Consider the following 26231-nt stretch of genomic DNA (forward strand, 5'->3'; position numbering starts at 1 on the left):
CCCGAAGGCACATGGACCTGAACCATGCGCGTCTACCAATTCCGCCACGTGGGCACTGATGCTGCTGTGACTTACAACATTTTACTGCTCGAGTACTTGTCGCAAAATAACTTCACAACAATTCTGCTATTATAGCGGTTTGAAGAGTTTTGCGCCAGATGAGCTTTCGCTCCATACTGCACATCAACCCTGTACCGCTTTCCTGCAACCGCATTCCCGTGAAGGTTTGTCGCTGCAAGAGACCAAGATTATAGAGCAATATTTGCCGAAGTCAAATGCATTGCGCAGCTTTTCCCCTTTTTTTCATCGGCGGGGCACTTGTTCGGTTTCCGCTACGCTGTCCGTTAGGCAAACCAAGGCGTCCTCCGGTACACTATCGAACATCACCGTGTCAATATTGACGGTGATGTCATCGGTCTTTGTTCTCCGTTTGATCACTGTCAATAACAACTATAGAAATACTTTTGAGCCAAAATACCCACACCATCCCCAGCCGGGAGGACATTCTCGGCATATTCCGCAGCGTCAACGCGCCTCTCGACCCGCAGTCTCTCGGGAAAACGCTGCAAGTGCATGCCGATTCCATGGATGTCCTGGTCCGTCGCCTGAAGGCGATGGAGCGCGACGGCCAGCTCAAGTCTGATGCCAGCGGTGTTTTCAGCCTGGCCGACCAGAGCGCGCTTGTCGCCGGTCGCGTCACCAGTCACCGCGATGGCTTCGGCTTTGTCATTCCCGACGACGCCAGCGCCGACCTGTTCCTGCCTGAGAAAGAAATGCAGAAAGTACTGCATGGCGACAAGGTCATGGCCCGCATCGTCGGCACGGACCGCCGCGGCCGTCCGGAAGGCACGATCGTCGAAGTCACCTACCGCGCCAATACCCACGTCATCGGCCGCCTGATCCAGGAAAACGGTACCTGGGTCGTGGCGCCGGAAGACCAGCGCATCGGCCAGGACATTGTAGTCACCGGTTCGGTGGGCAAGGCGAAGGCCGGCCAGATCGTCAGCGTCGAGCTGACCGAGCAACCGATGCGCTTCAAGCAGCCGGTCGGCAAGATCGTCGAAGTGCTCGGTGCGCTCGATGATCCCGGCATGGAAATCGAAATTGCCGTGCGCAAATTCAACGTGCCGCATATCTTCTCCGCCGCCGCCCTCAAGCAAGCTGAGAAACTGCCGTTCGAAGTGCGCGCCGCCGACCTGAAAGACCGCGTCGACTTGCGCGACGTGCCATTGGTGACCATCGATGGCGAAGACGCGCGCGACTTCGACGATGCCGTGTATTGCGAACCCGTCAAGATCGGCCGCGCCAACTGCTTCCGCCTGATCGTGGCGATTGCCGACGTCAGCCATTACGTGAAGCCGAACGACGCGCTCGATGCCGATGCGCTCGAACGCAGCACGTCCGTCTACTTCCCGCGCCGTGTGATCCCGATGCTGCCGGAAAAACTGTCGAATGGCCTGTGCTCGCTGAACCCTGCCGTCGACCGTTTGACCCTCGTCTGCGACGCCGTCGTCAGCGACAAGGGCGAGCTGAAGGCGTACCAGTTCTACCCGGCCGTGATCCATTCGGCCGCGCGCCTGACCTATGACGAAGTCGCTGCCGTGCTGGGCAACACCCAGGGACCCGAAGCGGCACGCCGCGCGGACATCCTGCCGCATTTGCAGAATCTGGACGCCGTCTACCGCGCCTTGCTGAAAGCGCGCACGGAGCGTGGCGCCATCGATTTCGAGACGACGGAAACGTACATCGTCTGCAATAGCGCCGGCAAGATCGAAAAGATCATCCCCCGCACGCGCAACGAAGCGCACAAGATCATCGAAGAGTGCATGCTGGCGGCCAACGTATGCGCGGCCGATTTGCTGCTGCGTAACAAGCATCCAGGCACCTACCGCATCCACGCCAGCCCGACCAAGGAAAAGCTCACGCAAGTGCGCACCTTCCTCAAGCAGGTCGGCCTGAACCTGACGGGTGGCGACACGCCATCGGCCTCGGATTACCAGGCCCTGATGCAGCAGATCAAGGCGCGTCCCGACGCGGCCCTGCTGCAAACGATGCTGCTGCGCTCGATGCAGCAAGCCGTCTACAGCCCGGACAATATCGGCCACTTCGGCCTGGCCTACGAGGCGTATGCCCACTTTACCAGCCCGATCCGCCGCTACCCCGACCTGCTGACGCACCGCGCCATCAAGGCTATTCTGCAAGGCAAGAAATACGAGCCGAAGCTGTCCGAGAAGACCGTGCTGAACACGAACGTGTCGAACGCCACGCGCAAGCAGCAGGCCAAGGACAAGGCCGACGGCAAGCCGAAGAAGACGGACCTGACCATCTGGGACGCGCTGGGCGTGCATTGCTCGGCCAACGAGCGCCGTGCCGACGAAGCGTCGCGCGACGTGGAAGCGTGGCTGAAGTGCTACTTCATGCAAGACAAACTGGGCGAAGAGTTCACCGGCACCATCACCGGCGTGACCACCTTCGGCGTGTTCGTGCAACTCGACACCCTGTTTGTCGAGGGCCTGGTGCACGTCACCGAGCTGGGCACCGATTACTTCCAGTACGACGATGCGCGCCATGAATTGCGCGGCGAACGCACGGGAAAACGTTATCAATTGACGGACCGTCTGACGGTGCAAGTGGCGCGTGTCGACCTGGAAACGCGCAAGATCGACCTGCGTCTGGTGACCGATGCGGAGCTGGCGGGCGAAGAAGCGCCGGCCAAGCCGCACGGCGGCGGCAAGCGCAAGGGCGACAAGAAATCGATGGTCAAGCCCGGTCCTGCGACCGAGCAGCGCCACGAGATCAAAGCCAGCGTCACAACCGGCAAGGCTGGCAATGGTTCCGGCGGCCGTTCCAATGGCACCAAGGCGCAAGCCAAGCCTGCAGCCAAGGCAGCCCCGAAGGAAGCCCCCAAGGCCGCCGCGCCAAAGCGCAGCAATAAACCAGCCGCGGCACCCGCCGCGGCGGCACCACGTGCAGCAAAAACTGTATCAAAATCAAGCAAGAACAAGCGATAAAAGAAACGATAACAAATGAAGAATAAAATGATTTTCGGCTTCCACGCCGTCACCTCGCGCCTGCGTCATGAAGCGTCGTCCGTGGAAGAAATTTTCGTCGATGCCAGCCGCGTCGACGGCCGCATGAAAGACATGATTGCCGCCGCCAAGGCTGCCAACGTGCGCGTCATGCCTGTCGACTCGTCGCGTCTGGACAAGATCGTCGGCACGCGCCGCCATCAGGGCGTGATCGCGTTTGCCTCGCAGCTGTCGCTGGCACGCAATCTCGATGAGCTGCTGGACGCCATCGATGGCCCGCCGCTGCTGTTGATTCTCGACGGCATCACCGACCCGCACAACCTGGGCGCCTGTCTGCGCGTGGCCGACGGCGTCGGCGCACATGCCGTCATCGTGCCGAAGGACCGCGCCGTGGGCTTGAATGCCACGGCCGCCAAGGTCGCCAGCGGTGCCGCCGAAACCGTCCCGTACATCACCGTGACGAATCTGGCGCGCACCATGCGTGAACTGAAAGAACGCGGCATCTGGCTGATCGGCACCACCGACGACGGCGAAAAAGGCTTGTATGAAGCCGATTTCACGGGCCCGACGGCCCTGGTCATGGGTTCCGAAGGCGAAGGCATGCGCCGCTTGACGCGCGACACCTGCGACATCCTCGTCAGCATCCCGATGTTCGGCTCCGTCGAGAGCTTGAACGTGTCGGTCGCTTCCGGTGTCTGTCTGTACGAAGCCCGCCGCCAGCGCATCGCTTTAGAAGCTTAAGTTAGCGTTATTTGGGGCCAGACCCGCCGGGTCTGACCCCAGCTTGCCGTTGAGCAGCTTCTCAACGGCAGCCCCCTCCAGCAGTCCCCCTCCGAATACGCTACCATTTGCGTTCCACCTTATTCATTTTCATTATGTTCCACCACCTGCGCGAAGACATCAACAGCATCATCGAACGTGACCCGGCCGCCCGCAATGGCTGGGAGGTGCTGACCTGTTATCCTGGCTTGCACGCCATTGTCATGCACGGCTGGGCGCACTGGTGCTGGACGCGGCGCATGAAGTGGGTAGGGCGCTTCATTTCGTATATCGCCCGCATCATCACGGGCATCGAGATCCATCCTGGCGCGCTCATCGGCCGGCGCGTCTTCATCGACCATGGCTTCGGCGTGGTGATCGGCGAGACGGCCGTCGTCGGCGACGATTGCACCATCTACCAGGGCGTGACTCTGGGCGGCACCTCGCTGCACAGCGGCAGCAAACGCCATCCGACGCTGGAGCGTGGCGTCATCGTCGGCGCCGGCGCCCAGGTGCTGGGCAGTTTCACGGTGGGCGAGTACGCCAAGGTGGGCTCGAACGCCGTGCTGCTCAAACCCGTGCCGGCCGGCGCCACGGCCGTCGGCAATCCGGCCCACGTCGTGCAGAAAGACGTCAATGCGCTGCGCGAAGGCAGCACGGCGCACCTGTTCGCCGCGTATGGCGTCACGCCCAACGGCGACGATCCGCTCTCCAAGGCTCTGCAAGGCCTGATCACGCATGCCGTGGCGCAGGAACAGCGCATCGAAACCATCCTCGCTACCCTGAAGGCGGCGGGCATCTGCTGCCAGGGCGTGCCCGAGTGTGATAAATTCGATTCCGAGCAAATGAACAAGCTGGTTGATTAAGGATACAGGCATGACTACAGATGCAAACGCAGCAGAAAAAAGCAGTGACAATCCGAATCTGCTCGACCCGTTCGAGATCCGCGTGCTGGCCGTGCTGGCCGAAAAGGAAGCGCTGACGCCGGACAGCTACCCGCTTTCCCTGAATGCCCTGACGAACGGCTGCAATCAATTGTCCAGCCGCGACCCCGTCATGGCCCTGTCCGAGGAAACCGTCTACGACGTGCTGCAGCGTTTGATGCAGCGCAAGTTCGTCAACGGCATCACGCAGGCGGGCGCCAGGGTCGCCAAGTATGAACACCGCATGCGCATCAAGTGGTCGCTGGAGCAAGATAAGCTGGCCATCCTGGCGATCTTGATGCTGCGCGGCTTGCAGACGGCCGGCGAAATCCGCAGCCGCAGCGGCCGCGTGCATGAATTCAGGTCGGTGGCGGAAGTGGAATCCGGCCTGCAGTTCCTGATCGACAAATACCCGCCGCTGGTGGCCAAGCTGGCAGTCGCCCCCGGCGCCAAGGAGCCGCGCTATGGCCACTTGCTGGGCGGCGAGGCAGCGCTGGCGCAGATCGAGACGGCAGCCGGTTTCGCCGGCGCCGTCAGCGCGCCGCAGCAGGGCAGCAGGGTGGCCCAGCTGGAACAGGAAGTGCTGCAATTGCGCAGCGACTTCGATGGCCTGGCGGCGCAGTTCGAGGCGTTCCGCAAGCAGTTCGAATGATGGTGCAGCCCGGATGACGCGGCGTGCCGCCGCGCATCCGAGCTGCGGAACATCATTCTGCATCGGCCGCTCCCTGTCAGTCCGGCCCCGTTTCCGGTATCATTCGGCATGAATACTATTTCCTTCCAACCGTTTGTTATTGGTGTCGCTGGCGGAAGCGGCAGTGGCAAGTCAACCGTATCCCAACAAGTGCTGGCGTCCTTTGGCGCCGACATGGTCTCGGTCGTGATGCAGGACGACTACTACTGCGACCAAACCCATCTCTCCCCTGAAGTCCGGCGCCAGCAGAATTACGACCATCCGCAGGCGTTCGAATGGCCATTGCTGGTGCAGCATATCCAGGCCTTGCGCAATGGCGAGGCGATCGAGATGCCCGAGTACGATTTCACGCTGCACAATCGTTCCAGCAGGACCATTCCCGTCAAGCCGGCGCCGGTGATCGTCATCGAAGGCTTGTTTGCCCTGTATGACGAAAACTTGCGCGACATGATGTCGCTGAAGATCTTTGTCGACACCGCCTCCGACGTGCGCTTCATCCGCCGCATGCAGCGCGATATCACGGAACGTGGCCGCTCGGTGGAAAGCGTCATCGAGCAGTATCTGGAAACGGTGCGCCCGATGCACAAGCAATTCATCGAACCGACCAAGCGCAATGCCGACGTCATTTTGCCGCACGGCGCCAACGGCCCCGCGGTCGACATGATCACGGCCAAGGTGGCCAGCGTCATCGGCCAGTTGAAATAGCCCGCGACATTACCGCTCCCCCATCGACTCTGAAATCGTCTTGGTGATCGGTTTCGTCAGGTAGCGCAAGACCGTCTTGCGGCCCGTGTTGATTTCCACGGTGGCCGTCATGCCGGGCTGGATCAAAATCGGCTCGCCATTCTTGCCCATCAGCTTGCGCCCGCTGGTCTTGATCTGCACGCGGTAGTACGGCTGCTCGTTGCCCTTGTTGTCTTCACTTAAGGTGTCCGCGCTGATGTAGCTGACGGTGCCGCGCAGGCGCCCGTAGATGCCGTAGTCGTAGGCGTCCAGTTTCACGGCCGTGGGCAGGCCGGGCTTGATGAAGGCGATGTCGGCCGGTTTGACCTTCGCCTCGATGATCAGGTCATCGTCCGTCGGCACGAGCTGCAGGATTTCCTCGCCCGGCCTGGCCACGCCGCCCAGAGTGGTGAGGCGCACGTTGCGCACGATGCCGTCGGTGGGCGCGTAGATATCCGTCGAGCCCAGCTGCTCCTTGCGCTGCGTCACCGTCTGCAGCACGCCGGCCAGGTCTTCCTGGGCCTTCACCAGGTCCGTCTGGCTGTCTTGCAGGTATTTGTTGCGCCGGTTGGTGATCTGCGCCTGGATGTCGACCACTTGCCGCCGCAGTTTCAGCACTTCGGCGCGGCTGACGTCTCCCGTTTCCAGCAGCGGCAAGTTCATTTCCAGCTCTTCCTTGATCAGCTTCATGGCGCTGTCCAGCGAGCTCACTTCCGCCTGCACGGCGCCCTGGCGCTTGCTGAACAGGGCCAGCTGGTTGGCGCGAAACTCGGGGAATGCCTGCAGCTCGGGCGGGAACTTCGGCGCGCCGCCAAACACCTCGGCTTGCAGGCGCGCCACTGCCGCCTTCAGCCCGGCCGCCTTGGCCGTGCTTTCCAGATAGCTCGTTTCGGCCCGCGTGCGGTCGAAGCGCGCCAGCAATGCTCCCTTTTTCACGACGCTGCCTTCATGCACGCGCAACTCGGCCAGCACGCCGCCATCGGCCACCTGGATGATCTGGTTGCGCGAACTGGCGATCACCTGGCCGTTGGCGCGCGTGACCTGGTCCAGCTGCGCCCACGACGCCCAGGCGATGACGCAAGCCAGCGCTAGCGCGCAGCTCCAGATCAGCACCCGGCCCCGTTTCGCTTCCTCTTTGGCTTCGGCCTTGGCCAGTCTCATGCGACGGCTCCTCGCGCCACCGGCGCAGTGGCGGGACTGGGCACGCCCTGCGGCTTGCCCGACAGCTTGGCCAGGACAAGGTCGCGCGGGCCGTCGAGCAGCACCCGTCCCGCCTGCAGCACCACCAGGCGGTCGAGCAGGGGCAGCAGGGCGTTCTTGTGCGTGGTGGCGACCATGGTCACGCCTTCGGCCGCCAGTTCGCCCAACAGCCCCACGATGCGCGCTTCCGTCTTCGCATCCATGGCGCCCGTCGGTTCATCGAGCAGCCAGATGCGCGGCTTGGCCAGCAGCAGGCGCGTGACGGCGATCAACTGGCGCTGGCCACCCGACACGCCGCGCCCGCCTTCGGTCATACCGAGCGCCAGGCCCCGCGGCTGGCCCAGTATCAGCTCGATCAAGCCCGTGCGTTTGGCCGCCGCCAGGATCGCTTCCTCGCCCGGGTCGGCCAGTCCCAATAGCAGGTTGTCGCGCAGGGTGCCGCTGAACAGCCGCGTTTCCTGCGGCAGGTAGCCGACCATTTCGCGCACCACGGCCGGCGCCAGCAGGGCCATGTCGACGTCGCCCAGGTAAGCCTTGCCTTCGGCCGGCTGGTACAGGCCCGAGGCCAGTTTCAGCAGGGTGCTCTTGCCCGAGCCGATGGCGCCCACCAGGCCCACCCGCTCGCCGGGATGGATGGCGAGGTTTTCCACTTCCAGCGCCACCTTTTGCGCGCCGCCATACGTAAAGCGGATGCGTTCGAAGCGCAAGCCCGTATCCAGGCTGCGCGGCGTCAGCGCGAATTGCGCGTTGTCCGCTTCGTTGGGCAGGCTGATGACCTGTTCCAGGCCGTCGATCGAGGCGCGCGCATGCGCCCACTGCACCATCACGGCGGGCAGCTGCACGATGGGCATCAGCGCGCGGTTACTGATGATGGTGCAGGCCATCAGGGCGCCCATGGTCATCTGGTTTTCCGCCACGAACCAGGCACCCATGGAGATCAGCGCCACGTTGGTCAGCTGCTGGAAGGCGGCCGTGATGTTGTGCGACAGGGCCGCATAGTCGCGGATATTCTGTTCCGCGTGGCTGCTCTCTGCCACCAGTTCGGCCCAGCGCGCCTGCATCATCCATTCGGCGCTGCTGCCCTTGAGCGTTTCCACGCCATCGACGGCTTCCACCAGCAAGCCGGCCTTGCGGTTGCTGGCGTCGAGGTTCTTGCGCGTGTGATTCTCGATGGCGCGCTGGAACATCAGGCCGCACACGAGGGCCAGCGGCAGGGCCACCAGCGGCACCACCACCAGCGGCCCGCCGATGATGGCGATCATGGCGAGAAAAATCACGGCGAAGGGCACGTCCGTCAGCACGAACAGCGATGTCGACGTCAGCACGCCGCGCACCATTTCGAAGCCTTTCACCTGCGCCGCCAGCGTGCCGACGGAAGCGGGGCGCGCCTCCATGCGGATGCCCAGCATGCGCTGGAAAAACCACTCGGACAGTTCATGGTCGACGTCATTGCAAGAGTGGTCGACGATGCGGCTGCGCACCTGCTTGAGGATGAATTCCAGGCCGATCGACAGGGTCACGCCCATCACCAGCACCCACAGGGTGCTGAAGCTCTGGTTCGGGATCACGCGGTCGTACACCTGCATGGAAAACAGCGAGGTGGCCATCGTCAGCAGGGTCACCAGCGCGGTGGCCAGCACGGCGTCGACAAACACGCTTTTCTTCAGCCACAGGGCGTTGCGCACGAGGCCCATGGCGCCGGGGCGGGCGCCGCTTTTTTCGCTGCGGCGCGGCAAGCCGACGCAAGCCAGGCCTGCCAGTGTCGCCAGCTGCAAGGCGCGCCCGTCGACGCCTTCGCCGCGCCAGGCGCCGTCGGCGCCGCGCGACTGCAGCAAGCCCCAGCCCGTGCTGGCGCTGTAGACGGCGAACGGCAGCGCGCCCGGCGTCGGCTCGTGCAGCGGACGGGCCGCGCCTTCCAGCCCGGCCGCCTGCCAGAGGGTGGTCAGGAGCATGGCGGGCGCGCCGCTGTCGTCGGCGTCATCGATCTGGCGCTGCAAATTGGCCAGGCGCGCGGCCGGCACGTGCTGGCCCGTCAGGCGGGCGGCCCGCTCGATGAGTGTCGGCAAGCCATGTTTGATGGAGGTATCCACGCTGTCTCCTGTCTGCATCATGTCGGTGTCAATGCGCGTGTGCCCTGGCCGCCGGTGCCGTGCGCCCGGCCAGGGTGCCCGTTTGCGCTGCCAGGCGCAGGCTGGCGGCAATCGCTTGCGCGCGCGTGTCTTCCAGCGAAAACTGCGCCTGGGTCGCTTCGCGCACGGCGTTGAGCACGTCGTTCCAGCTCTTGCGGCCGATCACGTACTGGCGCGCATATGATTCGAATACCTGCGTCGAGGTGGTGCTGGCCTCGCCCGCGTTGTCCAGGCGCTGGCGGCTCGCTTCGGCCTCGTTCCAGTCCAGCGTGAAACGCTCGCGCACCTCGCGTTCGGCCACGTCGTGCGCGGCGCGCGCGCCTTCGCGCCGGGCCACGGCGGCATCCACGCCAGCCTTGGCCGACAGGCCGGCGCCCGGCTGCGCCTGCAGCACCAGCATGGCGCGCGCGCGGTTGTCGGCATTGATGCCGCCCGTGGGCTTTTCCATGCGCAGCACCACCTTCGGCATGTAGGCCGAGCGCTGCAGGGTGATCTCGGAATCGGCTGCCTGCGCCTCGAAAGCGAGGCGCTGCAGGGTGGGGGAATAGCCGATGGCCTGGCGCATGACCCGTTCCAGGCTGGTGTCGGGCAAAGGTTCTCCCACGCCGACGCCCGTGGCGCTGACCAGGCGTACGGGTTTGCCGGCCAGCTGCGACAGCTGCGCCAGCGCGTTTTCCAGCGCCTGGCGAGCATTCGATACGTCGTTGGCCGCCTGGTAGGCGCGCGATTCGGCCAGGCGCTGGTCCGTTTGCGAGCTGACCGACTGCGCGACGCGGCGCTTGATCATGTCGAGCAGGCGCTGGTGCTCGGCCAGGCCCGCCTGCGCCGAGCGCACGCGCGCCGTCTGGCGCAGCGCTTCCGTGTAGGCGGCGATCACGCGCAGGGACAGGGCCAGGCGTTCTTCCTCGATGGCGGCGCCGGCCGCATCGACCCGGCTGCCGGCCGCATCGATGCCGGCGTCGATGCGCCCGCCGCTCCACAGCGGCTGCTCGACGCGCACCACGCCGCCCGTTTCCTGCGAACCGGTGGGCACTTCTGCCGACAGGCTGGGAAAGCGCTGCCACTGCGCGCCATCGAGCTCGGCGCGCGCGGCCGCCTGCGCCGAGCGCTTGCCCTGCACGGCGGGATGGCTTTGCAGCGCCTGCTGCAGGACCTGGTCGAAGCTCCAGGCGGTGGCGCCCTGGGCGCCGGCGAAAGAGGATGCCGATGCCATGGCCACGGCCGCCAGCAAGGCCGCGATGCGTGGCAGTGAGGACCATGCTGGGAAACCGCGTAATCTCATCCCGTATTTTTCCGGCACCAGGCCTGACGCATTTCAAGGTGTGGCGGGAGCGCGCTGTTTTGCGCTCCCGCCGCCGTGCCAGGCGCGGCGCCTGGCGTGGGTGCCCCGCCTCAGACGACGAAGTTGGCCGCCGTCAGTTGCGTGATGTTCACCCCGCTCAGCAGCACCAGCGCCGTGTCGATGGCGTTGGCGTTGCTCAGGTCACTCGAGTGATACACCGTCACGGCACCGCTGTTTTGCACATCGGCGATGACGATGTAGCCCTGGCCCGACAAGACGCTGCTGTCGGCCGCGATGGCGCCGGCCGCCGCGCCGATCGACACGGACGTGCCGTCGAAGATGAACAGGTTGTCGTTGTTAAAGTCCGTGCTCAGATTGACGCCCACGGCCACCGCTGCCGTCAGGTCGGCGATGGCCGACATGTCGATCACGTCGCCGCCGGCGGCCGGCAGGCCGGTGCTGAAGTCGGCCACCGTCAGCGGGTTGTGCAGGGCATTCTGGCTCAGCACGAACAGCTGGCTCGCGTCCGTCAGGTCGGCCAGGGCCTGGGCCGCCGCCGCTGCGGCGGCATCGGCATTTGCCGCCACCGTCAGCGAGTCCGCGTCCGTCAGGTCCGCCTGCGCCTGCGCCTGCAGGGCGGCGGCCGCTGCCGCATCGGCGGCCAGGTGCAGGGCGTCGGCATCGGTCTGGGCGGCCGTTTGCGCCGCTGCCAGCGCCGCTGCCGCCGCCGCATCGGCAGCCTGGGTGAGGGCTGCGGCATCGGTCTGGTCGGCCAGGGCTTGCGCGGCGGCGGCGTTGGCGGCGTCCGCATTCGCCACGACGGCCAAGGCACTGGCGTCGGTCTGCGCGGGGAGGGCATTGGCTTGCGCCAGGGCTGCGTCGGCAGCCTGCGCGTCGGCATTGGCCTGGGCCGCCGCCGCGTCGTCCGCCTGCGCTGCGTTGGCATTGGCATGCGCTTGCGCCGCTGCTGCCGCCGCGCCGGCGGCGGCGGCATCGTCGGCCTGCGCCGCTTGCAGGGCCAGCAGGGAAGCGGCGGCCTGCGCCTGCGCCAGCGGCGCGGCCGCATCGGCGGCATGGGCTGCCAGCGCCGCCGCCGCCGCGTTGCTGGCGTTGACCGTGGCCGCCGCTGCCGCCGCATCGTCGGCCTGTGCCGCCTGGGTCAGCGCCAGCGAGGCGGCGGCCTGGGCGGCAGCTGCCGCGGCGGCGTCATCGTCGTTCTGCGCTGCCGTGGCTGCCGCCAGTGCGCTGGCCGCCGTTGCCGCCGTACTGACGGCGAGGGCGTCGGCGGCGATGGCGGCCGTGTGCGCGGCGGTGGCGGCGGCGGCATTCGCCGCTGCCTGATTGGCGGCCGTGTCATCGGCCTGCGCCGCCTGGGCGGCCAGCAGCGACGCTGCCGCTGCGGCGGCGCTGGCGCCGGCGGCGGCATCGGCGGCGGCAGCGGCCGTGGCAGCCGTTTGCGCCAGCGCGGCGGTGGCGGCGGCGTCTGCTGCGGCCTGGTCGTCGGCGACAGCGGCGTTGTGGGCCGCCTGGGCGTTGGCGGCATTGGCCGCTGCCAGCGCGGCTGCCGCGTCATCGGCCTGCGCCGCTTGCGTGGCAGCCAGGGTAATGGCGGCCGCGACGGCCGCTGCCGCTGCCGCCACGTCGGCGTCATGCGCGTTTTGCGCCGCCAGCTGGGCGGCCGCAGCCGCTGCGGCGGTGGCGGCGACGTCGGCGTCGGCGGCCAGGGCCGCATTGAGCGCCAGTTGCGCATTGGCGGCGGCCGTGGCTGCCGCCGCGGCGGTGGCGTCGTCCGCCTGGGCATTGAGGGTGGCGGCCAGGGAACTGGCCGCTTGCGCCGCCGCCGCTGCTGCTGCAGCATCGGCGTTTTGCGCGGCGACGGCCGCCGCATGCGCGGCCGCCGCATTGTTGGCGGCGGTGACGGCCGCCGCATCGTCGGCCTGGGCCGCCGCCAGCGCCGCATGGGCGGCCGCCGCATTGGCATTGGCCTGGGCCGCGTCATCGGCCGCAGTCTGGGCGGCGAGGAGCAGGTTCAGTTTCAGCGTCTTGTCATTGTCGGCATCCAGGGCGTTGGTATCGGCCGTCACGGCGGCGTTCAGGTTGGCGATGGCCGCGTTGAGCGCCGCATGCGCGTCGAGCGCTGCCGTGTCGGCCAGTTGCGCCGCCATGGTGGCGGCCGCCGACAGGGCGGCCGTGTGCGCGGCATTGGCGGCGGCATCGTCGGCGGCCAGCGCCGCGCTGGCTGCTGCCAGCGCGTTGTTGGCTGTCGTGGCGAGCAAGGCCAGGGCGCTGTCGGCCAGCAGCGCGGCATCGGCGATGAGCTGGGCCGCTGCCGCCGCTGCCGCCGTGCTTGCCGCCGTGGCGTCGTCGGCATCGGCGGCATTCGTGGCGGCGAGCGAGGCGCTGGCCGCCACTATCGCCGCGTTGAGGGTGGTGGTGGCGGTATTCAGGGCTGTCTGGGCGTTGCTCGCCGCCGTCGCCGCAGCGCCAGCGGCATTGTCGTCTGCCAGCGCCTGGTTCAGCGCGGCCAGTGCGTTCGCTGCCGTTGCCGCAGTCGTGCCGACGGCGAGATCGGCAGCCTGCGCGGCCTGCGTGGCTGCCAGCGAGATGGATGCCGCGAGGGCGGCGGCGGCAGCGGCGATATCGTCCGCTTGCGCATGCTGCGTGGCGGCGGCCGAGATGGCTGCCACGGCGGCGGCAGCGGCGGCTGCCGTGTCGGCGGCGGTGGCGGCCACGGCGGCTGCCGTGGCATTGGTCGAGTTCAGCACGGCGGCGGCGGCAGCCGCATCGTCGGCCAGGGCCGCATTCAGGGAGGTCAGCGCGTTGGCGGCGATGGTGGCGGTGCTGGCGGCGGCATTGTCGGCCAGTTGCGCCGCTTGCGCGGCCGCTTGAGACGCATTGGCGATGGTGGCGGCCGTGGCGGCCGCCAGATCATCGGCGACGGCGGCGGCGGTGGCCGCGCTGGCCGTCACGGCGGCGGCGGCCGTGGCGGCCGCATTCGCGTCCGCCTGCAAGGCCGCATTCAGGGCGGCCAGGGCATTGGCCGCCGTCGCTGCCGTTGCGGCGGCGGCGCTATCGGCCGCCTGCGCCGCCTGGGCCGCGGCCAGCGAGGTGGCAGCCACGCCGGCGGCGGTGGCCGCGAGCGTGTCGTCCAGCGCCGCCGCCGTCGCTGCGGCCTGGGAAGTCAGGGCCAGGGTGGCGGCGGCGGTGGCGGCATTGTCGGCCGCCACCGCATTGTTCAGGGCGGTCAGGGATGCGGCGGCGGCCGCCGCTGTCGAAGCGGCCGCCGCGTCATCGGCCTGCGCCGATTGCGCGGCGGCAAGCGACAAGGAGGCCGTGGTGGCGGCGAGGGTGGAGGCCAGTGCCGCCACCAGATCGAACGGATGGGCGGCCGAATAGGCGGCCAGGGCCGCGGCATTCGCCGCATCGTTGTTGGCGACGGTGGTCAGGGCGGCCGCATCCGTCAAGGCGGCCTTGGTGGCTGCCACGGTGGCGGCCGTGACGTCGAGCGTGTGGGCAGTACCCAGCAGGACGGCGTCGGTGAGGCCGGCGACGGTGGCCGCCGCCGTGGCGGCGGTGGCATTGACGGTCGCCACCAGGCCCAGGGCGACGGCATCCGTCAGGTTGGCCGTCGTTTGTGCGGCGGTGGCGGCGGCCGCATCGACGGTGGCCGTCAAGCCCAGGGCCACGGCGTCGGTCAGGGCGGCCGTGGCCGCTGCCGTGTTGGCGGCGGCCGTGGCGGCGGTCGAGACGGTGCCCAGGGCGACGGCATCGGTCAGGCTGGCAACAGCGGCAGCGGCGCTGGCGGCCGTGTTGGCGACCGTCGAGACGAGGCCCAGTGCCACGGCGTCCGTCAGGTTGGCCGTCGTTTGCAGGGCGGTAGCGGCAGCCGCGTCGGCCGTGGCGACCAGGCCCAATGCCGTGGCATCTGTCAGCGCGGCGGTGGCGGCAGCCGTATTGGCGGCCGTGGTGGCCGCTGTCGAGAGCGTGCCCAGGGCCACCGCATCGGTCAGGTTGGCCACATTCGTCGCCGTATTGGCGGCGGCAGCGGCGGCCGTGGCGAGCAGGCCCAGGGCGGCTGCATCGGTCAGGTTGGCCGTTGCCTGCAAGGCGCTGGCGGCGGTCGCGTCGGCCGTGGAAAGGAGTCCCAGCGCCGTGGCATCCGTCAGCGCGGCCAGGTTGGCGGCGGAGGTGGCGACCAGCGCATCGGCGTTCGAGATAAGGCTCAGCGCGATGGCATCCGTCTGGCCAGCCGTCGTGACGGCCGCAGCGGCAGCCGCATCGGCGGCCGACGAGACCAGGCCCAGGGCTGCGGCGTCGGTCTGGTTGGCAACAAATTGTGCCGCCGTCAGCGCGTTTTGCGCCAGCGTATTGGCGGCCGTCAAGGAGGTGACGGCCGCCTGGGCGGCCAGTTCAGCGGCAGCGTCGGCGGTGGATAGCAGGCCCAGCGCGCCGGCATCGGTCAGCGCGGCCGTGGCGGCGGCAGCCGCAGCGGCGGCCTGTGCCGCGGCAGCTGCGCTGACGGCCGAGATATCGACGCCGCCCAGCGCGGCGGCAGCTTCCGCCGTCGAGACGGCGGCCGCCGCAGCGGCGATGAGCGCATCGGCATCGGTCAGGGCGGCGGTGGCTTGCAAGCCGGCTGCCGTCAGCGCATCGGCGGTGGAGATGCCGGCCAGGATGGTGGCATCGAACAGGGCGGCAGTGATATCGGCATTGTCGGCGCCGAGCTGCAAGGAGTTGACGGTGGCCGTCAGATCGAGCACGCTGGTCTGGCCGGCCGTGACGTTGGCGGCCAGGGCGGCGAGGTTGGCCAGATTGAAGGCATTCAGGGCGACGTTGACGTCCAGCAGGCTGGCTTGCGCATTGGCGGCGGCCGCATCGGCATCGGCCTGGTCAGCTGCTTGCTGCAGGGCGACGACATCGGTCTGGTCGGCAACCGTCTGCGCATTGGCGGCATCGCTGGCGGCCGCCGCGTCGGCAGCGGCCAGGGCGGCCGCATCCGTCTGGTTGGCCGTCGTTTGCGCCGCCAGCGCGGCGGCGGCATCGGCGTCGGAAATCACTTGCAGGGCTGCCGCGTCCGTCAATGCCGCTTGCGCGGCGGCGCCAGCGGCCGTGCTGGCTGCCGCATCGGCCGTGATTTGCAGGGCGGCCGCGTCGCTCAGGCTGGCAGTGACGACGGCATTCGCGGCCACGGTGGCGGCAAGGGCTGCTGCGGCGTCAAGCGCTGCGGCATCGCTACTGGCGGCCAATGCGGCGGCCGCCGCCGCGGCAGCATCGGCGTCGGAAATCAGGGCCAGCGCAGCCGCATCCGTCAAGCCGGCCTGGAGTTGTGCTGCGTCCGACGCCGCGGTGGCGGCGTCGGCGATCAGTCCCAGGGTGGGCGCGTCCGTCATGTTCGCTTGCGTCTGTGCATTGGCGGCGCTCGTGGCGGCGGCAGCAGCGGCGGCTTGCAGGGCGACGGCGTCAGTAGCGTTGGCGATGGCAGCGTCCTGGGCAGCAACGCCGGCAGCGGCGTCCGCTGCCATGCTCAAGGCGACGGCATCGGTCAGGCCCGCTTGCGTGCTGGCCGCAGCGGCGGCATTCGCGGCGGCGGTGGCGGCGATACCGAGTGCTGCAGCGTCGCTGGCATTGGCGGCGGCTGCCGCATTCGCTGCTGCGGTGGTGGCGGCATTCGAGGCGGCGGCCAGCGCGGCGGCATCGGTGGCGGCGGCCACGCTGGCGGCTGCGGCCGCATTGGCGGCATCGGCATCGGAGACCAGCGCCAGGGCGGCGGCATCGGTCAGGCTGGCCTGGATGCCGGCCGCGACGGCGGCATTGGCGGCGGCCGTGGCCGCCAGGTCCAGCGCGGCGGCGTCCGTGGCATTGGCCAGCGCCGTGGCTGCGGCAGCGGCGGCGGCATCATTGGCCGCGATGACGCCGAGCGCTGCCGCATCGCTCAGCGCCGCCTGGGTGCTGGCTGCTGTGGCGACGACATCGGCTGCATCGGCGATGGCCTGCAGTGCCGGAGCGTTGCTCTGGTCCGCTTGCGTTTGCGCCGCATCGGCAGCGGCGTGCGCGGCGGCGGCGTTGGCAGCGGCCGTGGCGGCAGCCGCATCAGCATTTTGCGCCGACGTGGCGGCGGCCTGGGAGATGGCGGCGGTAGCGGCCGCGGCAGCGGCAGCGTTGTCGTCATTCGTGGCGGCGCCAGCGGCCGCTTGTGCGCCGGGGACGACAGCGGCCGTGCTGGCCGCCAGGGTATCGTCGCTGGTGGCGGTATTGGCAGCGAGCAAGGCTGCCGCCGCTGCAGCGGCTGCCTGTGCCGCCAGTTGGTCGGCCAGGATGGCGGCATTCGCCGCTGCCAGCGAAGCTGCTGCCGTGGCTGCCGCCGCAGCGGCGCTGGCGTCATCTGCCAGAGCGTTGTTGGCGGCGGCGACAGCCGCAGCGGCGGCCAGCACGGCCGCGTCGGTCACGACGGTGGTGGTGGATTGATTTCCCGTGCCCCCCTGGCCGCCGGTCGAGCCACCCGTGCCGCCGGTGCCGCCCGTACCCGTGCCGCCTGTACCGCCTGTCCCCGTGCCACCGGTGCCTCCTGTCCCCGTCCCACCCGTACCGGAACCGCCAGCTGCGGCGCCACCTCCGCCGCCACCACCTGCCGCGGCGGCAACGAGGCCAAGGCCACCGAGCGCACCGAGCACGCCAAGTCCGCCCAGGCCACCCGCAGCGCCGGCGCCGGCACCTGCGCCAGCCGATGCGCCGGCGACATCGACGACACTGCCGCTGGGGATGCCAGCGGCGCCAGCACCAGCGCCAGCGGCACCACCGTTGTTATCGCTTTGTGGCGTGCCGGAATCGGCGCCGCCGTTGCCAGCCTGGCCTGCGGCCGCGCCACCGCCACCGGCTGCCAAGGCGGCTGCTGCAGCCACCGCTGCGGCCGTGCCCAGGGCGGCGGCATTGCCGCTATCGGTGCTTCCCGTGACTTCCACGACATTTTCAGGCGGCATGGTCGCGCTGGCATCGGCCCCTTTGATCAGTTCATCTTCGTCATATTGCTTGCGGTCGCCGGCTTTTGGATTGACGGTTTTTTTTGCGGGCGTTGCGATCTTGGCGGCAGCGCCTTCTGCATTGACGGGAACTTGGGCTGGATTTTGGATGGTGGCCATTTTGAAGTCTCCGGAATAGGTTGTATGTTTGTTCAATTTCTTTGGATATTAAAAAATCAATAATATGATTCGGTTCCTTTTATTACTCCGGCGAGGCTTGGGCCGTGGTTGAACTCAGGTGTTTCCGATGTTGATAGTGGCAAGTAAAACATAATTGGAAAAAAAACGCTGGCGGAAGAGAGCGCTTCTTCAGCACTATTAAAAATGTCATTTTTATATATCTTTGTTGTGTCGCCGCTTTCCTGTCTTTTGTGGTGCCGGCAACTGGCTTGCCAGGAGATACTCGCTGCCAGGCTGTGGCCTCCGCACGAAGAATGTACTGGCGCTCACTCTGAAGGTAGTTTCATATTTGAAACTTATAATTCCATTTTGATTATTTTGCATGCCATTATTTTCGCTAGCGTTGCGCAAGGGAATAGTCACGAATTGTCACGAAATGGGTGTTTCCTGCTGAGTCTGCTGTAGAGCTTCCCTATTTCGCCGCCTTTTATCTTGAAAAGCATCTTGCTATCGAAGTGCTAGTTGTTGTTTTTTGACTGCCGATTATAAAATGTGGCCGTAATAAAATATTACAGAAATAATTATTTGCAATTTTCATATCGATTAATGCTATCAAATGAATAGCCTTGATATGGCGAGGGGGATTTTTGATAATAACTATCAGCCAGGTAGTTATTATTTCAGGGAGCAGAACGGCGTGGAAATGGAAAACGCCCCGGCGGACGGGGCGTTTTGTCGGGGATGGTGATAATGTGGTGTCAGCCTTCCTCGCGCCAGCTACGCAGGCGGATGGCGGCGTAAATCAACGCCGCGCCTGCCGCCGCGCCCAGCCAGACGGCTGGCAAGGCCAGGCTGGACCAGGAATTGCTGAACACGTCGATGCGTGTCATGTGCGATCCTCCCTCAGTCAGGGCGTGCATGCGCGGCAGCAGTTCCGGTTCGAACAGGTACCAGCTGCCGGGGAGGGTGCCCAGCAGGGCGCGGCCGATGACGTTCATCTGTATCCATTCGACGCCGCTTTCCGTCTGCGTCAGCTTGCCGGCCCAGACTGTCAGGATGAGCAACAGCAGCGGCACGCCGACGGCCCACAGGAAGACTTTCGACCTGGCCCAGCTCGATACCATCAGCAGCCAGCCTACCGTCGGCAAGGCCCACAGGCAATACACGGGCAGCAAGCCGAACACGCGCAGCGGTCCCAGGTAGAGGCCGGAAGAGCCGAGCAGTTCGGCAAACACGTGGATGCCGTTGGCTGCCAGCACGCCGCTGAGGATCAGGATCAGGGCCAGCGAAGTCAGGCTGGCGGTGGCGGCCACGATCAGCGGCGCGACCAGCAGGGCGATGGCCGCTTTCGACAGCACCGTCTGCGCGTCCGAGATGGGCAGCGATTTCCAGAACAGCACGCTGCGGTCGCGGCGGTCGTCATGCAGGGCGCTCAGGCAATAGAAGAACACGAGGAAGCCCAGTGCCAGGAACAGCGGCGCGGCCGCATACGTGTAGTTGTTGGCGACGGCATCGATGATTTCCGTGCGGCGCGGACCGAAGGTGCGGGTACTGAAGATGGTGCTCCAGGAAATTTCCTCGCCATTGACGATGAGCGCCGTGTGCATCTTGGTCCTTGCGACGGTCGCGGCCGCCATCAGGGCGCCCAGCACCGTCATGACGACGCCGATCACGGCAGGCGTCCACAGCAGCATGCCCTTGTGTTCCCACAACTCACGCCGGATCAGCCATTGCATCTTGTTTGCAGGGGAAATACTCATTGGTACGATCCTTTCATGGTCGCGACAAACAGGTCAGCCAGGCTGGGCGTGCGCACTTCGCCCAGGGCGGCCAGCTGGGTGCGGGCGACGCCGTCGAACAGCATCACCGACTTGCCGAATACGCTGCGTTCGCTGATCGGCTGCAGGGCGCGCGCCGGATTGACGTGCTGCGGTCCCACCATCACCTCGATGTAGCGCTCGCCCACTTCTTCCATGCTCGATGCCAGCACGATCTTGCCGTCGCGGATGAACATCAGGTCGCTGAGGATGTGTTCCACTTCCTCGATCTGGTGCGTGGTGATGACGATGGTCTTGTTTTCATCGAAATAATCTTCCAGCAAGTTCTGGTAGAACTGCTTGCGGTACAGGATGTCCAGGCCCAGGGTCGGCTCGTCGAGCACCAGTAGTTTGGCGTCGATCGCCATCACCAGTGCCAGGTGCAGCTGCACCACCATGCCCTTGGACATGGCCTTGACCTTCATCTTCGGCGACAGTTTGGTATGGGCCAGATAGCGTTCGGCCTTGCTGCGGTCGAAACGTGGATGCACACCGGCAACGAAATCGATGGCGTCGGCCACGCGCAGCCAGCCTGGCAGGATGGCCACGTCGGCGATGAAGCACACGTCTTCCATCAGCGCGTCGCGCTGCACGCGGGGATCGCGGCCCAGCACCGACAAGTCGCCATCGAAGCCCGTCAGGCCCAGGATGGCTTTCAGGGTGGTGGTCTTGCCGGAGCCGTTAGGCCCGATCAGGCCGACGATGCGCCCCGGCGCGATATCGAAGCTGATGCCGTCGATGGCCGTCTGCTTGCCATATTGCTTGCGCAGGCCGCGCGCGCTGATGACGCAGTCTTTGTTCAATGCATTCATGCGTTCTCTCCGTGTGCGCCACTGTCGCGGCTCGCTTGCAGCAGTTGATCGAGGTCCAGGCCCAGGCGGGTGATGTGCTCCAGCAAGGCCGGCCATTCTTCGCGCAGGAAGCGCTCGCGTTCACTGGCCAGCAATTTGTCGCGGGCGCCTTCCAAGACATACATACCGAGTCCTCTGCGTTTTTCCACCAGGGCATCGTCGACCAGTTCCTGGTAAGCGCGCGAAACCGTGATGGGATTCAATTGATAATCGGCCGCCACCTGGCGCACCGAAGGCAAGGCGTCGCCGGACTGCAGCACGCCATCGAGCATCATGCCCACCACCCTGGCCTTGAGCTGGCGGTAGATGGGGCTATTGTCATTCCATTCCGCGCTCATGGGATGCGCTCCGACAAGGGCGGGGCGGCGCGGCGCGTAAAAAGTGCTGTAGGCATCGAAGCTCCGTGATGTAGTTGATCAGTGTTGTAGTTAACTATAACAGTAAAAAATCGCATGTCAATACAATCTGTGTATTTTCAACATTGTTAAACGGGTAATATGCTGGCTCCAGAATAATTCCTAATGGCAACTATTCGGAGGAAATCTTCCTCAATAGCCATGAAAGCAATGATGAGAATGACGTGTATGGAGAAACAGAATCTGCTAGGGCGCGCGGCCTGCGGCATGGCCTTGCTAATCGGACTGAGCGCCTGCGGCGGCGGATCCGATGGTTCCAGCGCTGCCGGTGCGCCGGTCGTTCCGGTGGCTGAGGCACCGAGCTACCTGGTGGGCGGCACGGTGAGCGGCCTGGTGCCCGGCACCCAGGTCGTGCTGGCGAACGGTAACGACAAAGTCACTATTACCGCCAACGGCGCCTTTCACTTTGCCGGCAAGCTGGTGCCGGGCGCCAGCTACGAAGGCAAGATCGAGAGCACGTCCGAAGGCCTCGGTTGCAGCATCGCCAAGGGCGCGGCGACGGTGGGCAATGCCGACGTCAACACCTTGGCCGTGCGTTGCCTGCCCGTCGTGCTGGCGGGCGTGCAGGAGAAAATCCAGAATGTGTCCGGCATGGTGCAAGATGCAGCGGGCAACTATTACATCGCCGATGCTGTCCGGCAAGTCATCCATAAGGTCACGCCGGCCGGCGCCTTGAGCGTGCACGCGGGTATCTCGGGCAAGCCTGGCGCCGAAGATGGCGCCGCTGCCACAGCCACTTTCCACATGAGTAGCGGAATTTCGATCCTGACCATCGATCGCGCGGAAAATCTCTATCTTTTCGAGAATTGCAATGCACTCTTGCGCAAGATTACGCCAGCCGGCGTGGTCAGCACGGTGGCGGGACAGCGCAGCGCGGCATGCGACTGGTCTGCCCCGGAAGCGGTGGTCGCTGATGGAAAAGGGGCACTGGCGCAATTCGGCTGGACTACGGGCATGGCCATGGATAGCAATGGCGATGTCCTGCTTGCTGATGCTGAGCGGCAAATGATTCGCCGCGTGACACCCGGAGGGCTCGTCAGTTCCGAGAAGCTGGTTGATAGCCGGGGATATCGGATATCCCCATCGCAACTGGCTGCCGATGCCAGCGGCACGATCTACTTCAGCGACGGGATTGGCAGCCGGATATATCGTTGGCAGCAGGGAGTGGTCGTCGTGGTTGCGGGAAGCAACAAGCGTGTGAGCGAGGACGGCAAAGGCGCCGCCGCCAGCTTCCGCAATATTCGCGGCATGGCGGTCGACCGTGACGGCAATGTGCTGGCGGCAGACGTCACCACTATTCGCCGTATGACGCCGGATGGTGACGTGACGACCCTGGTTGGAGGGGCGGTGACGGACGCGGCTGGCGTTTCCGCCGGCTGGACGTATCTCAATTCCCTATTGTTGGAGTCTTCAGGCGCCATGATAGTCCACGATGCCAGCAAGCACCGTTTGGTCCGTTTCGACGCGACAAAGGTGTTGTCCGCCATGCCATTCATGCCAGGAAATATGGGTGTGACTGAGGCTGTGGGCGGGGCTGCCCGTGTGGGATATGTGGGTAGCTCTGGCATGTGCAGCGATCCTGCGGGTAACGTCTATCTGCTCGATATGACAAACAAGGTGCTGCGCCGTGTCACCCCGGATGGCGCATTCAGCGTCTACGCGGGCATGGCTGGTGTCGCCGGCAGCAATGACGGGCCGCGCGCAAGCGCGACCATGCTTGGGCCTGTCGCGATCGCCTGCGACAAGGATGGCGCCGTGTATTTTGCCGACAAGGCAGCGGCTGGCACTGCGTTTAATTTGCGCAAGATCTGCAAGGATGGCCAGGTATCCACGCAAGAAGCTTTGCCTGCCGGCAGCGGTAAGCCTTTGCAGTATCGGCTGGCGATCGACAAGGACGGCTATGTGGCCTGGCTGGGCTGGGGGGCCGACGGCATCTTCCGCCGCCCTCCCGGGGGAGCGTTCTCGGCTTTCCTGTCATTTGAAACCCTGACGCACTCACTGGGCGACACTGGGTATGGCTGGGAATATATGGACCCGGGCAGCCTTGTTTTTGACAGCAAGGGCAATCTGTATTTTGACGATCATGTGCATCAAGTTGTCTTCAAGGTTGATCGTGCAGGCAAGGCTGGCGTTTTTGCCGGTACCTTGAACAAGGGCAGCGGTGGCGATGGCCCGCCAGGCGTAGGTGGCCTGTCGTTTACGGGGGCGCCCAGCCTAGCCTTCGATGCGAGCGATAATCTGTATCTGAGCGGCCAGGGCTGGGTGCGCAAGATCGATGCGGCTGGCGTCATTTCCACGCCAGCATTGGCATGGGGCCGTCCGGACATTAGTATCCTTGCCTTCGGCAGCGGTACCTTGTATGGCTTCACGACCCAGGCGGTGCTGCAGACGCCGTTGCATTAGGCGGTGCTCTGCGCTTGCAAGTCCAGCGCATTGAACAGGGCGGCCCCGGCCGCCGTGTTGTCGAAGATGCACCAGCTATCCGCCTGCGCCGATGCGTGCAATTCGGCGGCCAGCGCCGCCAGGTAGCTGGCCGGATAGTCCGAATAGTATATTGTCGGGCTGCCGTGCAGGCGCAGGTAGGCCACGCTGGTGGTGGGCACGTGCGGGCCCGGCTGTCCCGCAGGCGGATCGGCGCGCACGCGCGTGATCCCTTGCATCGTTAACAGCTCGGTCGCGCCTGCGTCGAACCAGCTGGGGTGGCGCGCTTCGCAAGCAAGCATGCCGTCGAAGCGCTGGCGCAGCGCATGGAAAAATGCGGCGGCCACGTCCGCCTCGAAACGCAGGCTGGGCGGCAGCTGCACCAGCACGCAGCCCAGTTTATTCCCCAGTTGCATGACTTCTCCCGCAAAGCGATCCAGTTCGGCCTCGCCATCGCGCAAACGCCGTTCGTGCGTGATGCTGCGCGGCAATTTCACGCTGAAGCGGAAATGTTCAGGCACGCTGGCGGCCCAGCGCGCGTAAGTGGCGCTCTGGTGCGAGCGGTAGAAGGAGCTGTTGATTTCCACGCAGGGCAAGACACTGGCATAGCGCTGCAGGTGGCTGTCATCAAGGGGGAAGCGGCTGGCGGCGGCGCTGGAAATGCTCCAGCCGGCCGTGCCGATGTAAACAGTATGCATGGCGCCATTACAGCAAGTGCAGGCGGGCGCGGCTATAGGACAAACGCCCGTGCGGCGGTCGGCGCAAGCCTAGTCGATGACGTCGCCGTTCAGATCGTGGCGCGTGATGTTGCCGCGCGCGTCGATGGCGATCCAGCCGCCGCGCGGCTGTTCCGGCGCCGTCACGTCGCATTCCCAGTCTGGCAGAACATAGCGCAAGGTGTTGCCGACCTGGTGCAGGGCAGGGCGGTGCGTGTGGCCGTGAATCATCACGGTGCTCGCGTGTTCGGCAAATACTTGTGCGACAGCATCGGGCGTGACATCCATGATATCCATGGATTTTTCGCCATTGTGCTCGCGGCTGCTTTGACGCAAACCGTCGATGATGGCCTTGCGCTGCGCCAGCGGCATGGACAGGAACTGTTTTTGCCAGGCGGGCTGGCGCACCATGGCGCGAAACTCCATGTAGCTGACGTCTTTCGTGCATTCGGCGTCGCCATGCAGCAAGACGATGCGCCGGCCGGCGATCGTGGCCACGTGCGGTTCGCTCAGCAAAGTGGCGCCGGCGGCGGCGGCGAAGCCGGAGCCGACCAGAAAGTCGCGGTTGCCGGCGATCCAGTAGACGTGTACGCCTGCATCGCTGACGGCGCGGATGGCGGCCGTCATGCGCGCATTGAACGGGTCTTCCAGGTCATCGTCGCCGGCCCAGTATTCAAACAGGTCGCCTAACAGATACAGCGCTTGCGCGTATTGCGCATGATGTTCCAGGAAAGAAAGAAACGCCGCGCTGGTGCGCGGGTGCGAGCTCTGCAGATGCAGGTCGGAAATAAAGAGTGCGGCAGGCATTGTCATCGTTCAACGCTCCCAAGAAGTGATGTGCATGGAGAGGCGAAAACGCTGCAATGCCTGTTATTCATGATGCTGAAGCCTGATTAAGCGGCTTCTACCTTCTCGATGATGACGTCCGTCACTGGCACATCGGCGAACATGCCGGCGCGCGAGGTTTTCACGGCGCGGATGGCGTCGACGACTTCCTTGCCTTCGGTGACTTTACCGAATACGGCGTAGCCCCAGCCGTCCTGGCCTGGATAGTCGAGGAAGCTGTTGTTCTTGATATTGATGAAGAACTGGGCCGATGCCGAATGCGGATCCGACGTGCGGGCCATGGCCAGCGTGTAGGTGTCGTTTTTCAGGCCGTTCTTGGCTTCGTTTTCTACGGTGGTGTCGGCCGGCTTTTGTTTCATGCCTGGCTCGAAGCCGCCGCCCTGGATCATGAAGCCGTCGATGACGCGGTGGAAAATCGTGTTGTCGTAGTGACCGGCTTTCATGTAGGCCAGGAAGTTGGCAACCGTTTTCGGCGCTTTCTCGGCGTCCAGTTCAGCGGTGATCTTGCCCAGATTGGTGGTGATGATGACGGAGGTCATGATGATCCTTAATAAATTGGATGAATAATTGATTCAGCGGCGCCAGGCAGGCCGGTGCCGCAAAAACGCTATTTTACAGTTTTGCGGGCGCTGTCTTGAGTAAAGTCGCCGATTCGATCACCACGGGGGTGACGGGCACGTTCTGGTGCGGGCCCTTGTCCGCCACGGGCACGGCCTTGATCTTGTCGACTACGTCCATGCCACTGACGACTTTGCCGAACACCGTGTAGCCGAAGCCGTCGCGGCCAGGGTAGTCGAGCGCGCCATTGTCGCCCACGTTGATAAAAAACTGCGCGGTGGCCGAATGCGGGTCGCCCGTGCGCGCCATGGCGATGCTGTAGGTGACGTTGTGCAAGCCGTTTTGCGCTTCGTTCTTGATCGGCGCCTTGGTGGCTTTCTGCTTCATGTTCTTGTCGAAGCCGCCGCCCTGTATCATGAAACCGTTGATGACGCGGTGAAATACGGTGCCCTTGTAGTAACCGCTGTTGACATACTGCAGGAAATTGGCCACGCTTTTCGGGGCTTTTTCCTGGTCCAGTTCCAGCACGATCTCGCCCATGCTGGTTTTCAGGGCCACGTGCGGCGTGGGGTCGACGGCGGTTGCCGGCGCGGCTGCCACGACGGCGCTGCCCAGTGTCAGGCCGGCAAACAGGGTGCAAAAGCGGGCCAGAAAAGACAGGCGTTTCGATTTGATTTCTTGCATGAAGGCGTCCTTGATCGTTATTTTTCTCTAAACTTGCTTTATTGCTAAAA

Annotated in this window: 17 protein-coding genes; 6 read left to right on the forward strand and 11 right to left on the reverse strand. The window is 65.3% G+C overall.

Going from position 1 to position 26231, the window contains the following annotated elements:
* The first annotated feature begins 464 nt into the window (after positions 1-464).
* From rnr to udk, 5 genes are all read left to right on the forward strand, one after another.
* The gene (gene rnr, locus AC54AF_RS21555) at positions 465-3011 is read left to right on the forward strand and encodes a ribonuclease R (protein ID WP_496638161.1); all 2547 of its coding nucleotides are present in this window, start codon (positions 465-467) and stop codon (positions 3009-3011) included.
* A gap of 15 nt (positions 3012-3026) precedes the next feature.
* Positions 3027-3770, forward strand: coding sequence for a 23S rRNA (guanosine(2251)-2'-O)-methyltransferase RlmB (gene rlmB / locus AC54AF_RS21560; RefSeq protein WP_131686828.1), 744 nt, complete (start codon positions 3027-3029; stop codon positions 3768-3770).
* Positions 3771-3904: 134 nt separating this feature from the next.
* Entirely contained in the window at positions 3905-4654 is a 750-nt protein-coding gene (gene cysE / locus AC54AF_RS21565; RefSeq protein ID WP_496638162.1) for a serine O-acetyltransferase, read from the forward strand.
* 10 nt (positions 4655-4664) lie between these two features.
* A complete protein-coding gene (locus AC54AF_RS21570; RefSeq protein WP_496638163.1) occupies positions 4665-5363 on the forward strand; it encodes a YceH family protein in 699 nt (232 codons plus the stop codon).
* Between the two features lie 108 nt (positions 5364-5471).
* A complete protein-coding gene (gene udk / locus AC54AF_RS21575) occupies positions 5472-6107 on the forward strand; it encodes a uridine kinase (RefSeq protein ID WP_496638164.1) in 636 nt (211 codons plus the stop codon).
* 9 nt (positions 6108-6116) lie between these two features.
* Here the strand turns inward: udk and AC54AF_RS21580 are convergent, their stop codons facing one another.
* The 7 genes from AC54AF_RS21580 to AC54AF_RS21610 form a co-directional block, all read right to left on the reverse strand.
* Complete coding sequence (locus tag AC54AF_RS21580) at positions 6117-7286, reverse strand: HlyD family type I secretion periplasmic adaptor subunit (protein ID WP_496638165.1); 1170 nt, start codon at positions 7284-7286, stop codon at positions 6117-6119.
* On the reverse strand, positions 7283-9415 hold the full coding sequence (locus AC54AF_RS21585; protein WP_496638166.1) for an ATP-binding cassette domain-containing protein: 2133 nt from the start codon (positions 9413-9415) through the stop codon (positions 7283-7285). Before AC54AF_RS21585 ends, AC54AF_RS21580 begins: the two co-directional genes overlap by 4 nt.
* A 28-nt stretch (positions 9416-9443) precedes the next feature.
* Positions 9444-10667: a TolC family protein gene (locus AC54AF_RS21590; protein WP_496638167.1), complete on the reverse strand. Its 1224-nt coding sequence runs from the start codon at positions 10665-10667 to the stop codon at positions 9444-9446.
* 179 nt (positions 10668-10846) lie between these two features.
* Positions 10847-17872: a hypothetical protein gene (locus AC54AF_RS21595; protein ID WP_496638168.1), complete on the reverse strand. Its 7026-nt coding sequence runs from the start codon at positions 17870-17872 to the stop codon at positions 10847-10849.
* Positions 17873-18630: 758 nt separating this feature from the next.
* Positions 18631-19632, reverse strand: coding sequence for a hypothetical protein (locus tag AC54AF_RS21600; RefSeq protein WP_496638169.1), 1002 nt, complete (start codon positions 19630-19632; stop codon positions 18631-18633).
* Complete coding sequence (locus AC54AF_RS21605; protein WP_496638170.1) at positions 19629-20501, reverse strand: ABC transporter ATP-binding protein; 873 nt, start codon at positions 20499-20501, stop codon at positions 19629-19631. The genes AC54AF_RS21600 and AC54AF_RS21605 overlap by 4 nt, the downstream gene beginning before the upstream one ends.
* Entirely contained in the window at positions 20498-20878 is a 381-nt protein-coding gene (locus tag AC54AF_RS21610; RefSeq protein ID WP_496638171.1) for a GntR family transcriptional regulator, read from the reverse strand. The genes AC54AF_RS21605 and AC54AF_RS21610 overlap by 4 nt, the downstream gene beginning before the upstream one ends.
* 219 nt (positions 20879-21097) lie before the next feature.
* Here AC54AF_RS21610 and AC54AF_RS21615 point away from each other — a divergent pair, with 219 nt between their 5' ends.
* Positions 21098-23359, forward strand: a complete 2262-nt coding sequence (locus AC54AF_RS21615; RefSeq protein ID WP_496638172.1) for an NHL repeat-containing protein — start codon at positions 21098-21100, stop codon at positions 23357-23359.
* On the opposite strand, the gene AC54AF_RS21620 is transcribed toward AC54AF_RS21615, so the two are convergent.
* From AC54AF_RS21620 to AC54AF_RS21635, 4 genes are all read right to left on the reverse strand, one after another.
* A complete protein-coding gene (locus AC54AF_RS21620; RefSeq protein ID WP_496638173.1) occupies positions 23356-24075 on the reverse strand; it encodes a DUF72 domain-containing protein in 720 nt (239 codons plus the stop codon). The two genes, AC54AF_RS21615 and AC54AF_RS21620, sit on opposite strands and share 4 nt — an antisense overlap.
* A 69-nt stretch (positions 24076-24144) precedes the next feature.
* A complete protein-coding gene (locus tag AC54AF_RS21625; protein WP_496638174.1) occupies positions 24145-24900 on the reverse strand; it encodes a UDP-2,3-diacylglucosamine diphosphatase in 756 nt (251 codons plus the stop codon).
* 86 nt (positions 24901-24986) lie between these two features.
* A complete protein-coding gene (locus AC54AF_RS21630) occupies positions 24987-25478 on the reverse strand; it encodes a peptidylprolyl isomerase (RefSeq protein ID WP_034756945.1) in 492 nt (163 codons plus the stop codon).
* A gap of 73 nt (positions 25479-25551) precedes the next feature.
* Positions 25552-26181, reverse strand: coding sequence for a peptidylprolyl isomerase (locus AC54AF_RS21635; protein ID WP_496638175.1), 630 nt, complete (start codon positions 26179-26181; stop codon positions 25552-25554).
* Positions 26182-26231 lie beyond the last annotated feature (50 nt).

Source organism: Janthinobacterium sp. JF4 (assembly GCF_059617925.1).

What these genes read in the sequence shown, in the direction of transcription:
- AC54AF_RS21615 (WP_496638172.1), top strand. Translation starts at nt 21,098, where the DNA reads ATGAAAGCAATGATGAGAATGACGTGTATGGAGAAACAGAATCTGCTA.
- AC54AF_RS21635 (WP_496638175.1), bottom strand. Translation starts at nt 26,181, where the DNA reads ATGCAAGAAATCAAATCGAAACGCCTGTCTTTTCTGGCCCGCTTTTGC.
- AC54AF_RS21610 (WP_496638171.1), bottom strand. Translation starts at nt 20,878, where the DNA reads ATGAGCGCGGAATGGAATGACAATAGCCCCATCTACCGCCAGCTCAAG.
- udk (WP_496638164.1), top strand. Translation starts at nt 5,472, where the DNA reads ATGAATACTATTTCCTTCCAACCGTTTGTTATTGGTGTCGCTGGCGGA.
- cysE (WP_496638162.1), top strand. Translation starts at nt 3,905, where the DNA reads ATGTTCCACCACCTGCGCGAAGACATCAACAGCATCATCGAACGTGAC.
- rlmB (WP_131686828.1), top strand. Translation starts at nt 3,027, where the DNA reads ATGAAGAATAAAATGATTTTCGGCTTCCACGCCGTCACCTCGCGCCTG.
- AC54AF_RS21625 (WP_496638174.1), bottom strand. Translation starts at nt 24,900, where the DNA reads ATGCCTGCCGCACTCTTTATTTCCGACCTGCATCTGCAGAGCTCGCAC.
- AC54AF_RS21600 (WP_496638169.1), bottom strand. Translation starts at nt 19,632, where the DNA reads ATGAGTATTTCCCCTGCAAACAAGATGCAATGGCTGATCCGGCGTGAG.
- AC54AF_RS21595 (WP_496638168.1), bottom strand. Translation starts at nt 17,872, where the DNA reads ATGGCCACCATCCAAAATCCAGCCCAAGTTCCCGTCAATGCAGAAGGC.
- AC54AF_RS21620 (WP_496638173.1), bottom strand. Translation starts at nt 24,075, where the DNA reads ATGCATACTGTTTACATCGGCACGGCCGGCTGGAGCATTTCCAGCGCC.
- AC54AF_RS21605 (WP_496638170.1), bottom strand. Translation starts at nt 20,501, where the DNA reads ATGAATGCATTGAACAAAGACTGCGTCATCAGCGCGCGCGGCCTGCGC.
- AC54AF_RS21570 (WP_496638163.1), top strand. Translation starts at nt 4,665, where the DNA reads ATGACTACAGATGCAAACGCAGCAGAAAAAAGCAGTGACAATCCGAAT.
- AC54AF_RS21580 (WP_496638165.1), bottom strand. Translation starts at nt 7,286, where the DNA reads ATGAGACTGGCCAAGGCCGAAGCCAAAGAGGAAGCGAAACGGGGCCGG.
- AC54AF_RS21630 (WP_034756945.1), bottom strand. Translation starts at nt 25,478, where the DNA reads ATGACCTCCGTCATCATCACCACCAATCTGGGCAAGATCACCGCTGAA.
- AC54AF_RS21590 (WP_496638167.1), bottom strand. Translation starts at nt 10,667, where the DNA reads ATGGCATCGGCATCCTCTTTCGCCGGCGCCCAGGGCGCCACCGCCTGG.